The 15,836-nt window shown below is 44.2% G+C and carries 13 protein-coding genes; 6 read left to right on the top strand and 7 right to left on the bottom strand.

The features are described from left to right. Positions 1 to 90: 90 nt before the first annotated feature. The 4 genes from B7360_RS00780 to B7360_RS00765 all read left to right on the top strand — a co-directional run bounded on the left by B7360_RS00780 (position 91) and on the right by B7360_RS00765 (position 5,853). The gene (locus tag B7360_RS00780) at positions 91 to 1,356 is read left to right on the top strand and encodes a DUF1835 domain-containing protein (RefSeq protein WP_085342513.1); all 1,266 of its coding nucleotides are present in this window, start codon (positions 91 to 93) and stop codon (positions 1,354 to 1,356) included. Between the two features lie 402 nt (positions 1,357 to 1,758). After that, positions 1,759 to 3,063, top strand: a complete 1,305-nt coding sequence (locus tag B7360_RS00775; RefSeq protein WP_005397791.1) for a dicarboxylate/amino acid:cation symporter — start codon at positions 1,759 to 1,761, stop codon at positions 3,061 to 3,063. Between the two features lie 1,054 nt (positions 3,064 to 4,117). Then, positions 4,118 to 4,660 carry a DUF6795 domain-containing protein gene (locus tag B7360_RS00770; RefSeq protein ID WP_085342512.1) on the top strand — a complete coding sequence of 181 codons (543 nt, stop codon included), beginning with the start codon at positions 4,118 to 4,120 and terminating at the stop codon, positions 4,658 to 4,660. Next, on the top strand, positions 4,660 to 5,853 hold the full coding sequence (locus tag B7360_RS00765) for a lipase family protein (protein WP_085342511.1): 1,194 nt from the start codon (positions 4,660 to 4,662) through the stop codon (positions 5,851 to 5,853). Before B7360_RS00770 ends, B7360_RS00765 begins: the two co-directional genes overlap by 1 nt. A 9-nt stretch (positions 5,854 to 5,862) precedes the next feature. On the opposite strand, the gene B7360_RS00760 is transcribed toward B7360_RS00765, so the two are convergent. The 4 genes from B7360_RS00760 to B7360_RS00745 form a co-directional block, all read right to left on the bottom strand. Then, a complete protein-coding gene (locus B7360_RS00760; RefSeq protein WP_085342510.1) occupies positions 5,863 to 6,237 on the bottom strand; it encodes a YkvA family protein in 375 nt (124 codons plus the stop codon). A gap of 165 nt (positions 6,238 to 6,402) precedes the next feature. Beyond that, complete coding sequence (locus tag B7360_RS00755; RefSeq protein WP_085342509.1) at positions 6,403 to 7,527, bottom strand: M20 family metallopeptidase; 1,125 nt, start codon at positions 7,525 to 7,527, stop codon at positions 6,403 to 6,405. A gap of 9 nt (positions 7,528 to 7,536) precedes the next feature. Beyond that, complete coding sequence (locus B7360_RS00750; RefSeq protein ID WP_085342508.1) at positions 7,537 to 8,004, bottom strand: YjiG family protein; 468 nt, start codon at positions 8,002 to 8,004, stop codon at positions 7,537 to 7,539. Then, the gene (locus B7360_RS00745) at positions 8,004 to 8,741 is read right to left on the bottom strand and encodes a nucleoside recognition domain-containing protein (RefSeq protein ID WP_085342507.1); all 738 of its coding nucleotides are present in this window, start codon (positions 8,739 to 8,741) and stop codon (positions 8,004 to 8,006) included. The genes B7360_RS00750 and B7360_RS00745 overlap by 1 nt, the downstream gene beginning before the upstream one ends. Positions 8,742 to 9,189: 448 nt before the next feature. Here B7360_RS00745 and B7360_RS00740 point away from each other — a divergent pair, with 448 nt between their 5' ends. After that, the gene (locus B7360_RS00740) at positions 9,190 to 9,477 is read left to right on the top strand and encodes a hypothetical protein (protein ID WP_085342606.1); all 288 of its coding nucleotides are present in this window, start codon (positions 9,190 to 9,192) and stop codon (positions 9,475 to 9,477) included. 96 nt (positions 9,478 to 9,573) lie between these two features. Beyond that, positions 9,574 to 10,290, top strand: coding sequence for a DsbA family protein (locus B7360_RS00735; protein WP_006740805.1), 717 nt, complete (start codon positions 9,574 to 9,576; stop codon positions 10,288 to 10,290). Positions 10,291 to 10,357: 67 nt separating this feature from the next. Here the strand turns inward: B7360_RS00735 and B7360_RS00730 are convergent, their stop codons facing one another. The 3 genes from B7360_RS00730 to glgB all read right to left on the bottom strand — a co-directional run bounded on the left by B7360_RS00730 (position 10,358) and on the right by glgB (position 15,623). Further along, positions 10,358 to 12,418 carry an alpha-amylase gene (locus B7360_RS00730; RefSeq protein WP_085342506.1) on the bottom strand — a complete coding sequence of 687 codons (2,061 nt, stop codon included), beginning with the start codon at positions 12,416 to 12,418 and terminating at the stop codon, positions 10,358 to 10,360. 180 nt (positions 12,419 to 12,598) lie between these two features. Next, positions 12,599 to 13,276, bottom strand: a complete 678-nt coding sequence (gene mtgA, locus B7360_RS00725; protein ID WP_085342505.1) for a monofunctional biosynthetic peptidoglycan transglycosylase — start codon at positions 13,274 to 13,276, stop codon at positions 12,599 to 12,601. A 151-nt stretch (positions 13,277 to 13,427) separates the two neighbouring features. Further along, a complete protein-coding gene (gene glgB, locus B7360_RS00720; protein ID WP_254048109.1) occupies positions 13,428 to 15,623 on the bottom strand; it encodes a 1,4-alpha-glucan branching protein GlgB in 2,196 nt (731 codons plus the stop codon). Positions 15,624 to 15,836: the final 213 nt, after the last annotated feature.

The following is a 15,836-nucleotide window of genomic DNA, read 5'->3' as shown; positions in this document are numbered from 1 at the left end:
CACCCTGCTCTGTATAGCAGGAACAATCTGTTTTTACCTTCTTTTTAGCTTCTATTTAGGCGAGTGTGGAAGAGATAAGAAAGGTGAAAAATGAACTCTACAAATAGCTTCTTAATCAACATTAACCAACAAAAATCCGTTGCTAAAAAAAGGCTCAAAGCTATACGTCAACACGATGATGAGATGTTGGATCGAGTTAAGCGATTTCACTCCAAACCAGAATCATTAGCTCCCAATACAATTCAATTAGCTGACGTTCAACATTCGCTAGCCAGAGAATTAGGTTTACCAAGTTGGAGTAAATTAAAAGCGCATGTCGAAGAGTTAGAAGCTCACAAAGACGCCATCAAAAAACACTTCCCTCCTCTTGATAGCGAACTAAAAACGCTCCATGTCCGCTGTGGGCATGATATTCAGCAACGGCTTAAAGACAGCGGATTCGAGGGGACATTTTTAGCCCTGATAGATCCGCTTTGTATGGGTCCAATCCCAGCAACACCACAAAACTTCCTTGCCATTCGTGCCCAATATGTCGTAGAGACTCTGCTACCCGTGATGAAGCGTGAGGATTCAGTGCAAGATATTGTCAAATTTGAGCAAGCTAATATTGATACGCTGCTCAGTGATACATTTGAACGAATCGTCTTTTGGGTCGAACATGACAGCTATGACCAATTAATGCTGCTTCGTGCCCTAACGTTGTTAGAGAATGTAGAAAACAAGGTGATAGAGATCATTGAGTTGAACCAGTTTCTGGGCACTGAGCGATTCATCGGCTTTGGGCAGTTGCCTGAAGAAGCTATTCGTTCTTGTTGGCGATACCGTAAACCCGTGACAGCCAAATTATTCAGTCAGGCTAAACATTCCTGGCACGCTGTCACATCACCGACACCCATCTCTATGGTTAATTTGATCGAGCAGCATGATCTAGATTGCTTACCCAATATGCTCAACGTGCTAATACGCCATATGCAAGAGTTACCTCATTCACAAACAGGATTAAGCTTGACTCAGCAGATTGCATTAGAGGTCCTAAGTTCTCAAAATCGTTCAATTCTCATCAAAGATTGGTTTGAGCAATATCAACAACGTGAACCTCTACCTTACTTGGGCGATGTGATGTTTTACGCCTTACTCCTCCCTCTAGCACAATGTCAAACGCCTTTAATCACGATTGAGTCACGTGAAAGTGACTGGTGGGAACAGAGCGTCCATATCACTGAGGCTGGTCAGCATTGTTTGGAAGGCTTCATGCTAGCGAAGCAATGCTATTGGGTTGGGGGTATTAGCAATACCAATCAGAATTATTGGAGTTGGGATCACCTCCAATTATCTACATTGACCAACCATCATTGATTCAGCGGATAGGTAACATAAGCAGGAGCATAGACGGCTCGTTAGCCCCTTGTGTTCAGCCCAATACAAAAACAGTCAAAAAGAGACGGCTTCTAGCCTGAATAAAATCTAGATAGTTATGCAAGAGCAACACTCCTTAAAGGTAATATGCACTCCATTTACTACCAAAAATAAATGTAAACACTCCTTCTTATCGGTTGTATGTTCGATAAAAGTGTTAAAATACAAACTTTTCGACCAGTCAAATAGTTAAGATTTGGTTAAAACTCTATTTTTATTAGTGATAAAGTTCACATCTATTAACCATTTAGAGGATTATTCTTTCGTATTTTCTCACTCCACTGCTACTCTGCTCGCCGCTTTGAAGTGAACTCAAGGTGCATAACTATAAGGAGTGTTCTCATGAATACCAAGAAACCGATGTCGCTAACCAGCCGCGTAATTTTGGGTATGGTAGCGGGTATCTTGACAGGATTTGCAATTCGCACACTTTTTGCCGGCAACGGATTTGTCGACGCATACATTGTTAATGGATTATTTGAAGTTGGTGGACAGATCTTCGTCGCCAGCTTAAAAATGCTCGTAGTCCCTCTAGTGTTTGTTTCACTAGTTTGTGGTACTAGCTCCCTCAAAGACCTTTCTACACTGGGTCGCATGGGTGGTAAAACCCTCGCTTTCTACGTTACGACAACGGCTATCGCGATTACGCTTGCTCTAACTATGGGTACTCTGTTCCAGCCAGGTGCTGGCGCTGACCTAACCGCAGCAAGTTCATTCAAATCAGCAGAAGCACCATCTTTGGGTCAGGTGATCATCGATATGTTCCCAACCAACCCTATCAGTGCGATGGCTGAAGGTAAAACCCTGCAAGTTATTGTGTTCGCAGTGCTATTTGGTATCGCGATCAGCGCAGCAGGCAAACCTGGTGAACGTATTGCAGCGTTCTTCTCTGATCTGAATGAAGTGATCATGAAACTGGTTGCGATTTTGATGAACTTGGCGCCTTATGGTGTGTTCTTCTTAATGGCGAAGCTATTTACTGGTCTTGGTCTGGGCGCAATCGTCAATCTGGCAGAGTACTTCTTAGTACTGGCGGGGACGCTTGTCCTGCACGGCCTAGTCACTTACAGCTTAATGTTAAAAGGTTTCACTGGTCTAAATCCAATTACGTTCCTACGTAAGATGGAAGACGCGATCATGTTTGCTTTCTCGACCGCATCATCAAACGCGACGATTCCAGTGACAATGGAAACGGCTAAGCACCGTATGGGGGTTGAGAACCGCGTATCATCGTTCACAGTACCACTTGGTGCAACCGTGAACATGGACGGTACGGCGATCATGCAAGGTGTAGCAACCGCCTTTATTGCTCAAGCCTTCAATATTGATTTAACTATGGGCGATTACCTAATGGTAATCATGACAGCTACATTGGCATCTATCGGTACTGCGGGTGTCCCTGGTGTTGGCCTTGTAATGCTAGCCATGGTATTGAACCAAGTTGGTCTGCCGCTTGAAGGTATCGCGCTCATCATGGGTGTTGACCGTCTACTTGATATGATTCGTACTGCGGTAAACATTACTGGTGACAGTGCAGTTACCGTCATTGTCGCAAAATCAGAAGGTGCATTGGATGAAGCTCGCTTCAACGATCCAATGGCAGGCGTAGCCGAAGAAGAAGTGCACCTTAAACGCGCTGACGCCTAAATCGTTTTTCGATTAAATTATCCTGTCTAAGAAAAAACCACCTTATTCTAAGGTGGTTTTTTTGCTTCCATGTGTTGTCCTGAAATGTATTTACACATTGAGGACAAATTATGACTACTGCACATAACCCCTACGTTAAGCGAACCCCGCGTGATAGCACACTATGCTTTAAATTACAGGTCGTCGATGCTATTGAAAAAGGCTACATGAATTACAAACAAGCCTAAGCAACCTATGTTATTCAAGGGCGTTCAACGGTTTTAACCTGACTAAGAAAATATGGAAAAATGGATTGGATACATAACCCAAGGAAGAACACCATGCATAAAAAACGAAACCGAAATAGTCTCCGGCTAAAAAAATCCAACGACTTGAAAGAGAATTGGAAGATGAACGGGTGAAGAACCTCTCTTTTAACGAGTTAATTGATATTCTCGACTCTGAACATGGGACGAATCTCATAAAAAAGTATCTCGCCTACTGTCCTTTGCTTCTCACCATAGAACACCTGCCTTCATACTTTGGTGCAAAAACTACATGATATTTATAATTCCATCGCGTGTGCGCTAAGCTCTTTTTGTATCCATTGGGACCCCTTTCAATTCTTAATTAACTCTGCAATTGCCAGACCACAAGACGTTTTTATCAAATAGAAAGGGGTTATATAACTGACTTATATCTGTAAGCTTTACGGGAAATCCAGCCTAACTGGAGGCCTCTATACAAAAAGCCAACAGCTAACGAAGTTGGCTTAGTGTAAAAAATGTCAACGCATTTTAGTACGAGGCGCCCCCGCTAAAGGTGCTAATATACAGATATAATTGCTTCTAGACTTTTCTTAGTTACGAATCGGTAAGTAGCTAGGTTATGATAATAATTCTTCTGAAGAATTAGAGTTTTACTAGTCTATGTTTATCATTTTGAAAATGACATAAGGGACATTTTCATCATATAGAGATACAAATTCCATTATTAAATTAAAGATCAAAACCAAATCGCGATAGGTAGTAGTCTGATAATTAAGTTGGTACTAAGATACATACATCATAAATTCATGTTTAAAAATAGTATTTTTTTATTCAGTTTCTCATTTCCAATACTTGCATTAGGTTTCAACGAAAGTATGTTCGGTTTTTTTAAGAAATTTAAATACACATTAAGCCCAGAGATAAAAGGTACTTTAGTTCTTGAGCAAAGACCTCTAGAAAATGTAACCGTTTACTTAGAAGCTAATTTTTTAAAGAATACTTACAAAAGGAGTTCAAGTACTAATGATTTAGGTGAATTTCACTTTAAACCAGTCATACATTCTCAAAGGTTCAAAGAATCAGCTTTGAATCAAACATATTCATATATCGGAATATATACCTATATAAATGAAGAAAAGAAGTACATTTGGGAGTCCCAGTTAAGCTACGTTTCACCGCCTATATTTATAAAAGATAACTTAAATAACCTTTACTGTGAGCTTAAAAATAAAGAATTCCGATATTTTTTCAAAAATATCAATCTAGATAATGCTCGAGATCTAATGGTTATTAGCAATTGCAATTTAAATGGATTTTTATATAAAACAGAGTTTACGGAGGATACATAATGCCGTCTTTAACACCAAAACTTGCATCAGAGATCGCGAACATACCGTATGGAGTATATCAGGGGCAAGGGAGACTAGCGTTCAAGGGACAAGGAGGTTTTGAAAAACACTTTGCATTTTCGCAGCAAGATGTTATTAGTGGCCGAACTGGAGGTATCACAGGATTAGATCGTATACCATTGTTTAGAAAAGTGATACCTGGTGTAATGAGAACATCTGAAGCGTTTGCGGTAATTGGTGTTGGGAAAGGAAAATATAAGGGAGATTTAGTAATTTCCATTAGAGGGACGCAAAACGCCAATGATTGGGTAACCAACCTAAATGTAGGCCTTAAAGGCTCTCCAAATGGCTCTATTGCTCATGCTGGATTTATTAATTCATTTTCAAGTATCAAACCAAGTATAAAACAATATTTACAGCAATTCCAAAGTTTACCTAACCGTATTCATTGTGTTGGGCATAGTTTAGGAGGGGCTCTAGCTTCATTATGTTCTGATTGGCTGAGAGAAGAGTATTCATTAAGAGTGAATTTATATACTTTTGGCGCACCTAGAGTTGGTTTAGAACAATATTCCCGTAAATCTAGTAAAAGCAATGACAAAGTATACCGCTGTACTCACGGCGCAGATCCTGTACCTAAAGTACCTGTCTGGCCATTTATTCATGCGCCACATAATGGCGATGAGTACCGCTTAGACGCTAGTACTGGCTTTAATTTAAATGCTCATAGTATGTCTAGCGAAACAAGTTTAGGGTATTTAGATAATGCTAACTCCGAAACGTGGGGAGCAATAAAAGTCAGATCTAACAAGTACTTGTATACTCCTACTAGATTTAAGTTTGAGCACAGAAACCAAGCATCATTTACAGAGTATTGGTCAGAAAGAATTCAAGCAGCACTAATAACATTATTAAAAGATACTGGCTTGTTTTCAGCAATAGCAGCCCAAGCCACAGTATCTACTGGAATGACATTTTATGACATACTCGCTAGAAATATAGAAAAAGTAGCTAAAGCATCTAAAGTAAGAGAATCACAAGTCAAAGGGCTGTTAGGCCATATGCTGGTGTTTATTGGAAAACCAGTAACAGCAATTGAAGATATGTCTGCAAAGTTTATTAGAAATGTTTTTCTTATGGTATTTGGAAAACTTTATCGAGCAGCACAAATGGCTATTAGTGCTGTACAATAAACTTTCAACTTAATCTGACATCGAATTCAGCTTTTCTCTGGCTTGTTCTTCGTGTTCTTCAGTAATGGCATTGCCGACTGAGTTAGCGGCTAAGGTAAGCGCTGCCATATCATCGGTAAAGCCGACGCCTGCAAGTACGTCAGGCACCATATCAGTTGGTAATACAAAGTAAGCCAACGCGCCACCTAAAATCGCCTTATGGCGAACGGCGGTGTTGGAATCTGTCATCGCGAGCCATGATTTGATGCCCATAACGGCAATTTCTTCACCCGCTTTCTTAACCGACCCTTTCATTTTGCGCCAGAAGGTTTTCTCATCTGGCGCTTGCATCGTTTGATCTTTGGCGTCTTTCGGCGCCGATTTTACAGACATTGTTGTACTCATCGTTGCCTCCGAAATTTATGACTGTGGCCAACATATTAATAAATCGAACCTGAACGCAAGATTAATAACAAGAAATGATAGTAAAGTGAAACAAAAACACAGATAGAAAAATCCCCAAACCGAAGTCTGGGGATCGTGATGTTGGGAACTAAGTTGTTGAGTGCGCTACTGAGCTATCTTCTCCAGTACACGCATCAGCATTTTGATACGTGGTTCGATAGACTCAAGCAACAAGTACTCTTGGTCACTGTGGAAACCTGCACCGATAGGTCCTAGACCATCCAAAGTTGGAATGCCAAGAATTGCCGTATTGTTTGCATCAGAGCCGCCACCCACTTCTTTCCAGTTGATGTCGATAGCCAGTTCACTTGCTGCGTCTTCAACTAATGCCATCAGACTTTCAGTTCGCGCGCTTGGCACCATAGAAGGTTTGTAAGCTTCACGAACCAACTCGATGCTAACGCCATCAACGAATGGTGTTTCCAGCATGCCGTTTAGCTTGCTATCGACATCATCGTATTCTTCATTACTCCAGAAACGCACATCCACGATCGCTTCAGCGTGCTCAGGGACGATGTTTGCGCCGTTACCGCCAGACACAATACCCACGTTTAATGTGGTGCCAGATTCGAAGTTCGTCATGGCATTGATTGCGAGAATCCAGTTCGCCATCTCGGTAATTGCACTGCGGCCATTTTCTGGCTCGTTGCCAGCGTGGGCCGCCACGCCGTTAAACGTGATTTTGTAACGCGCCATGCCTTTGCGCGCTTTGACTAAACCGCCGTCTGCGCGTGCTGCTTCTGCCACCAATACGTTTTTCGCATTTTTTGCAACAGATTGAATCCAGTCGACCGAATCTAACGATCCGGTTTCTTCGTCTGGGTTCATGCAGATACAAATCGACAGTTTATCCAACACCGCCTGGTCGAGGTTACGCATCGCGTACACAATATTCAGCAAGCCAGATTTCATGTCCGAGACACCCGGACCGTACGCTTTGTCAGCGTCTTGAGACATAGGGCGTAATCCAGCGGTGCCGACAGGGAACACGGTATCCATGTGACCAATCAGCATCACGTCAACTTGCTCAGCCTCAGGCTTGTTTCGAACTTCAAGACCGATGCCCGCTCTGCCACAGTCGATGCGTTTTACGCTCCAACCTGACATCGCTTGGTACTTCTCTTCAAATTGAGAAGCGATGAACTCAATGCCATCAGTCGTGTACGTGCCACAATCGACATTGATGAGAGGACGAAGTTCTTCGAGATATTCATTGAGAGAAAACTGCATGATTGCCCCCTAAACAAATAAGTTCATGACTAGCATTGCGCCAAATGCGTTCAATACGGAAATCGCAATCATAATTGGGATATAACGACCTTCAGTACCGATAGGTCCCATAATTCGACCCATGTACTGAACCTGTGAGCCCATTAGGTAAATTGCAGGTGCAAGAATCGCGATGTGCGTACCATTCAAGATGCCTTGGTCAAACAATGTGATAACCACGCCAACTGCGCCGCCCATCGACATCCAAGCACCAATCAGCACCGCAGCTGCTTCACCTGGCAAACCAAAAACCGCCATTACTGGAGAAAATACCGAGCCCATCAAATCCAACGCGCCAGTAATCTGTAACGCTTTAATGATGACAAACGCCATAAGAACGTTAGGCACGGTTGATGTTGTCGCAATAACCCAGCCTTTTTTAGCGCCTTCAACGAAAATATCCGTCACCATCGGCTTACTTGCTTTTACGTCACTCATTACGCCGTCTCCTCTTTGAAGTTCTCAGATTTGTTTTGATCTTGCTTGTCTTCTTTACCTTCTGTGATGTTTAGGTAGATACGGAATAAGTTCGCGCCCACAATTTTAAATAAGAACATCACCACAACCGCCAAACCAATAGAAGACGTTACGGCAAGCGAACCATCCGCCATCGTCAGCGTAAACAGCACCGCCCCTGAGGAAAAAAAGTTAACAATGGTGGCACCAGCGGTGAACTGGAACATAGTGAACACATCGGTTTCGCGTTTGGTAAGATGGCCTTCATCTTTAAGCTGACGAGTCATCGCCGCACCTGCGTCGGTACTTTGCAGCGAAGCGATAAGAGCCAAACCAGAATTACCCGGAATACCCATAGTTGGACGAAGAAGCGGCGTTAACAGTTTGCGTGCTGCTTCTAGTGCGCCATAGTGCTCAAGTACATTGATCATACCCAATGCGAACATAACGGTAGGAATCAAAGTAAGTGCAAAAATGAAACCGTCACGTGCACCGCTACCACCAGTACCACGAAGCGACGTTGTTGCAACTTGCACACCGTCAGCCGTTTCGGTAACACCATAAGCCACCTTGCCGAAAGAGCCATTCAACGTGGTGAAATCAAATACGCCATACCATTCGTTCGATTGCATGAGACCAGAGAAGAAGACGACCGCAAACGCCAGTGCAACGTAGCACCCCAGCGTAACCTTGCGCTCGGTTTGAACAGGATTTTTCATAACATTACCTACACATGTGGGACAGGACACATATGTTCACCCGAATAATGTGCTAGAGAGATGATCAAAATCAATCCGCCTGCCGAACATTCTGGCGACTCAGTTATGAAGTTTTGTTTTATGATTTCAATCACATTTGAAACATAATAAAAATTTGTGCTAACAATTAGGTATATTAATCTATATCGATACCTCAGGACTTCTTCATCAATCCGACCAATGATTCCAACGAATATTGCTTTCTACAACATTCATGACGTACTTCATACTTTGGCATTGAAGCGATATCGATTAACTCGAAAGTAACATTCCATAATGAAATTTAGGTTAGGATTGTTCGGTCATATGCAAACGGCATAAACCAGAATCAACAGGACTAAGCAGCCCATTGTTACGCTCACAACCTAAAATAGCCAAGTGGACACTCGCCCTCGTGTTTTGGGTGGTGATGGTATGTTTAAGCCAAAACTCCGGCTTCTCGAAAAGCTGCCCTAAGGCTCACCAAATACAGAGTCAGCAAGATGAAAGTGTGAATTTATCAACATCTTGCGACCTTTCAGAGAAGCTGGTTCAAGCGTACCAACACCAGTTGGACCATATTCTTATTCCATTTTTTCTGTTTGCTTTGATTGTCGCGCTGCCGATGGCATCCACAGCAATTCGTTATCTGGAATACACAGAACCGATACCGGAAAAGTGTCGGGTTCACCTAAAACTTTGCGTGTTTAGAGAATAAACCCAGCAAGGCGAAAGACCTTATCGCCTAACTTTTGTACGTATTTTATTCACTTCACATAACAAACAACGAAATCTAAAAGTTTTAGGAAATATTATGACATTCACTCGTACACTTTTGACGTTAATGATGGCTATCGTACCTGCCGTATCTTTCGCATCAGAAAAGACCGCAGAACAAAAGCTAGAGGAAGTTACTCAGATACTAAAAGAGAATCCTCAAATTCTTGATTCATTGCACCAAAACCTTCAAGAGTACATTGCGTATCAACAGTCATTTGGAGACACCTTGAAGGAGGTTCGTCACTATCTAAGTGATGGCAAACATTCCTCTTTTGGAGCTGAAAACCCTGAGTTAACCATTATTAACGTAACGGACTACAGTTGCCCTTTTTGTAAACGTTTAGAAGGAGAACTGGTCAAAGTTGGCAAAGAATATCCGCAGATAAAAGTGCTTAACCTCAATGTCTCTTTTAAAGAACAATACGAGAAAAACGGCTACAACTCGGCAAGTTACGCATTAAATGTTTGGCAAAACCAGCGAGATAAGTACGAACAAGTGCATGAGTTACTGGTGAAAAAACCGGGCGCACATGATGCACGTTCGTTAAAACAAATCGCGAAAAAAACGGGGACAGAAGCGCAGCTTGTCGACGACAAAGAGACCAAAGCGCTGCTTGATAAGAACTATCAGTATTTCACGCAACTTGGTTTACGCGGCACGCCTGCGTTGATCATTAATGATCAAGTTATTCCTGGCTATGTGCCGTTTGACGAGCTAGAAAAAGTCATCGACCAAGAACTGGCGAACTAAAACAACAAAGCCCTTCCTTGATAACTCAAGGAAGGGCTTTTTATTTATCGACATAAAGAGCGTTTAGTTACTTATCACGTCCTACAAACGCCACGACGACTTTGTCATTGCCAAGCGAACGAGAGAAAACGTACGCGCCTTCCTGTTCAATCACTTCGTGCTGACCCGCACCAATCGCTGGGTGCACTTTACGAAACTGACCAAGGGTTTGCCAGTGTTTTAGCAAAGCTTGTTTATCATCAGATAGCTTCCAAACCATGTCTGAACGTGTGCCTTGGTGGAAATCATCCGCGTAGGGACCAATGTTACGACCTACTTCATCACCATAATAAACCTGAACCGCTCCTGGGCTCAGAAGCAGTGCATTCGCAGCGTTACGTTGCATGCCGTAATCTTTAAAACGTGAGAAAAACAACTCCGTATCGTGAGAAGACATGTAACTGACTGGGTTGAAGTCTTTCTCGTTCGCGATAGTGTCCGCATAGCTTTGGTAAGTGTCTGCCATTTGGCTAAAGCACGCCGCGCCTTTGTCTAGCTTCTTCTGCATATCGAAGTTGATCAACGCGTCAAAACCATCATCGAAATAAGGGCTGCGATACGCGGTGTGTCCCCAGACTTCGCCCATCATCCAGAACGGCTGACCTGATTTGCCATTTTCTTTACGCCACTGTTCAAGACTGCTTGATGCCTCTTCTTTCAAGCGCTTCCAAACTTCACCTTCGACGTGTTTCACCGTATCGACGCGATAACCATCAATGCCGAAGCGTTTCACCCAGTCAGTTTGCCACTCAATCAAGTAATCCGAGACGGTGTAATTGTCACGAGCTTCTACGCGAGTGCCAGGGTTATCCAATAGCCATTGCGCTGGTTTTACAGCTTTGTCTGATTCGGTGAGAAAGTCAGGCAGCCCCGCCAATGACATGGTGATGTCGCTACTGCCCGGAGCTGGGTAACCTGGCAAGCCGGTTCTTACCCAATCGCCGCCCCACCATTTCGCCCAGTTCGGACTCTGATAATCAATATTCTGGTGATAGCTATGCCAATTTTCACCCGCTTTTGGTTGCCAGTCGCCCCATTTCTTGGGCAGCTCGGCATTAGGTTTTAACACCTCAATACCGTCAAATTGCAAATCGGCTAACGTTGAGTAACCAGTGTGGTTGATTACTGCGTCCATCAAGACTTTAAGGCCGCGCTTATGCGCCTCTTCCACCAGCGTTTTTAAATCTTGTTCATTACCGAAGTTCTCATCAATCTTGGTGAAATCGCGCGTCCAGTAGCCGTGGTATGCATAAAACGGAAATGAACCACTATCGCCACCACCGACAAAGCCGTGCACTTGCTCAACGATTGGCGACAACCAAATCGCGTCTGTACCTAGGCTTTTGATGTAATCCAGTTTCTCAATCACGCCTTTAAGGTCACCGCCGTGGAACGTGCCAATTTCGTCTTTGCCGTCTTTTTTGCGACCATAACTGTGGTCATTGCTCGTATCAGCATTGTTGAAACGGTCAACCATCACGAAGTAAATGTTCGCGTTTCGGTAATCAAATGGCACCGCTTCTTTGGTTTTCTGTACAGGCTCTAGCAGCACTAGGCCGCCAGAGTCTTTACTTGGCGTCAGTGATACTTTCTGTTCTTTCACTTCAACCATTTGACCTGAATAAGCATCTCGTAACTTGGTGCCTTCAGGAAAGCTATCCCCCAGATCGATCGTCACTTCGCCGCCTTGGTAAACCTCACATTGCACTTGTGGGATTGGGCGTTTGAATTCAGTTTTGGCGGCTTTCTTAGGTTCACGCTTAAAACGCAGTGTTTTGGCTTCCGCATCAAAAGCAAAAGAGTAATCGCCGGTAAAGCGGATTTTTAACGGCAGTTCCGTTGGTTTTCCGCAGTTCAGCGCAAGAGGTTTGTTGAACTTCACTTTCTGACCATCGGGTGCAACGCAATCACCTTCAACGCCCGTGATTTTAAGCGTGTATCCGTCTTTGGTTAGAGGCACAACCAAAGGCTGCTCTGCACTTAGCGGGAAGTCACGGCTGTTGGTCGTGGTAGAAATGGTGATGTTAGGCTCGGCGATGGCACTTGCCGACGCAAGCAGTAAAGTAGTGGTAATCAGGTTCAGTTTCATCGTTCAGTCCATTGGCAGCACATGGTAACCATGCACATTTATTAGTTTTATTCACACTAATTGTGCCTAGATAAGAAACTGAACACATCATTCTAATTGCCTACGCCCCAAAGGTTGTGACGCTTCACATTTTATTGATATAGGGGCGTAATTCTATTTAAGCGCAATGGATTGAGGGACTTAAAGTTGCACGCTGCCAAGATTGCTCATTTGGTTCATCGCCCATCTTGTGCGGCGAGCAGTGTAATCACTTTGTGGATAGACTTTGATTCGATATGGGTTTGGCAACACCACGGCTAAACGCGCTGCTTGCCACTTCGAGAGTTGCTTTGCACTGACACCAAAATAATTCTGCGCAGCTGCTTCAGCACCGTAAATACCGGGACCAAATTCAACCACATTTAGATACACTTCGAGAATGCGCTCTTTGCTCCACATCAGCTCCATTAGCAAGGCAAAGTAAAGCTCGTAAGCCTTGCGAACGTAGGAGCGAGAAGGAAACAAAAACACATTTTTCGCAGCTTGTTGGGTAATGGTGCTCGCGCCTCTCGACGGACCATTACCATCTGCCTCGGAAATCACGTCGAATAGCGATTCGAAATCGACACCATAATGATGAGGGAATTTTTGGTCTTCGGTCGCAATCACCGCTAACTGCATATTTTTTGAAATACGCGACAAGGATACCCACTCGTGTTGGCTGCTATCTGGATAGTTCTTTGGTGGCACAACAATGCGGCTTAACTTCCATCCCCATATTGGTGGATCGACATATTTCACCACACCAACCAAAACGATTGGGGCAATCAGTAATATCAACACCATTTTAAATAGAAATGACTTAAGCCTTTTCAACATGAGTGGTTCCCCAATGCATTAGCGATTGATGATAAACAAACCAGCGAGCTTGCCTGATTCAATCAGGAACAACAAGTTTTCGAGGTAAAAAATAGGTCAAAAAAAGCCCGATTTACATTGTAAAACGGGCTTAGAATTTGATTAGACTGAATTATTTATTCAGCTTGTAGAACACGGTTGAAAGTGGTGGTAAACGAAGCTCAAGTGATTGAGGCAGTGCTTCACTTTCGACTTTTTCCGTTTTCACACTGGTCAGCACTTTAAAATCGCTGCCGCCGTATTTGCTGTCGTCCGTGTTCAGCAGCAGTTCGTATTGACCTGCATTTGGAACGCCTAAACGGAAACGCTCGTGTGGTACGGGCGTAAAGTTAGTGATGATGAGAATACGCTCACCTTCTTTACTGATACGCTCGTGCGCTAGGATACTCGCATCGGCTTCGTCTTGTAGACGCCACTCAAAACCAGCAGGAACACAATCTTGATCGTGCATCGCCGCTTCATTTCGGTACAAGTGGTTCAAATCTCGCATCAGCTTTTGCACGCCTTGATGACGCTCATATTCCAGCAAGAACCATTGCAACTGATCATCGTGATTCCACTCCGCCGTTTGGCCAATTTCCGCACCCATGAAGTTCAGCTTTTTGCCCGGTTGACCATACATGTAACCGTAGTATGCACGTAGGTTTGCGGTTTGCTGCCATTCATCACCCGGCATCTTGTTATGGATAGAGCCTTTGCCGTACACCACCTCATCGTGAGAGAGAGACAAGACGTAGTTTTCGCTGTGCGCATAAACCAGCGGGAATGTGATGGTATTGTGGTGGTATTTGCGGTGAACAGGATCTTCTTTGATGTATGAAAGACTGTCGTGCATCCACCCCATATTCCACTTGAAGCCAAAACCTAAACCACCCATAAAGGTTGGCGCAGACACCCCCGGAAACGCCGTTGACTCTTCCGCAATCGTCATCGCATTCGGGAAGTGCTTGTACACTTCTTCGTTCATCCATTTTAAGGTTGCGATTGCGTCGTAGTTTTCGTTGCCACCGTCGACGTTCGGTACCCACTGATCGTGGCTACGTGAATAATCGAGATAGAGCATCGACGCGACTGCGTCCACGCGAATGCCATCAATATGGAATTGTTCAAACCAGTACAGCGCATTCGATACAAGGAAGCGACGCACATGTTCACGACCTAAATCGTAGATGTACGAATTCCAATCTTGGTGCCAACCGCGACGTGGGTCCGGGTCGTGGAACAGCGGTGTACCGTCAAAGTTTGCTAAACCGTGGTCATCCGATGGGAAATGCGCAGGAACCCAATCCAACACCACACCGATACCAGCTTGGTGACACGCATCCACGAAGAATTTGAAATCATCAGGTGAGCCAAAACGGCTGGTTGGCGCAAACAAGCCAACGGGTTGATAGCCCCATGAACCGTAGAATGGATGCTCAGACACAGGCATCAGCTCAACGTGGGTGTAGCCCATATCCACAAGGTATGGCACCAACTGCTCCGCGAGTTCGCGGTAGTTGAGGAAATCGCCCTTCTCGTTGCGCTTCCATGACCCAGCATGCAGCTCATAAAATGATAACGCTTCATCACGCTTTTGCGTCACTGCGCGATTTTGCCATTTCGCATCTTGCCATTGGTAACGCTTGTGATCGTAAGTAATGGACGCGAACGATGGGTACTGCTCAGAGTAAAAACCCCAAGGGTCTTGTTTGTGTGGCAGCCCTTCCCCATTTGGCCCTTTGAGCTCAAATTTGTACTGAACGCCTTCTTCTAAGCCAGGAATGAACAAGCCCCAAATGCCATAATCTAAACGTTGCATTGGGTGACGACGACCGTCCCATTGGTTGAAGCAACCCACAAGGCTAACAGCCGATGCATGCGGTGCGTAGACAAGGAAGCGAACACCTGAGATGTTTTCACCGCCACGTTCTAGCGTGACAAAGTGTGCGCCCATATAGTGATACATGTCTTTGGGCGTATGCAGATGCTCGTACTCTTGGTAAATATTGTGGTACTGGTACGGGTCATCAATAATTTGTTCAACACCATTCCAATCGACCGCCAAACGGTAGTGGGTCAGGTGTAAATCGAGTTGTTCTTTTAAGATAAAACCGCTGTCACCATCACGCTCAAGCGCCACGCGAGGTTCGCCATTAACAAGCAGTTCAACCTTGTTTGCGCCCGGCATCCACACTCGCAGCGATCCTTCGCCATCATCAATGAATGGCCCCAACGCCGAAAATGGGTCTGAGTAAGCCGCCTCAGCAAGCAGTTCGTATGCGCGTTCGTGTTGTTTCTTTATTTTCTTGGTTTTGGTGGTTTTCAAATCTTTCTCCCTAGAGCCAATATCCTTTTCAAGACCAGAAATCTGAATCAAACATCGGTTTCTCCACAGCCAACGTTGTGAACTCACAAAAGACTTCGCTTAAAACATGTATGCATCAAGCGATGTCAAAAACAAAAAATGCCCGCTATTGTCGCGGGCATAATAACGGTACTTCATCCTAACGGATTGTGTTTTCGGAATGAGTGACCTAGA

The organism is Vibrio sp. ArtGut-C1 (assembly GCF_002105475.1).
In the GTDB taxonomy this organism is placed as follows: domain Bacteria; phylum Pseudomonadota; class Gammaproteobacteria; order Enterobacterales; family Vibrionaceae; genus Vibrio; species Vibrio diabolicus.
Note: the sequence above shows the minus strand (reverse complement) of the source record. Positions and strands in the feature narration are given on the sequence as shown.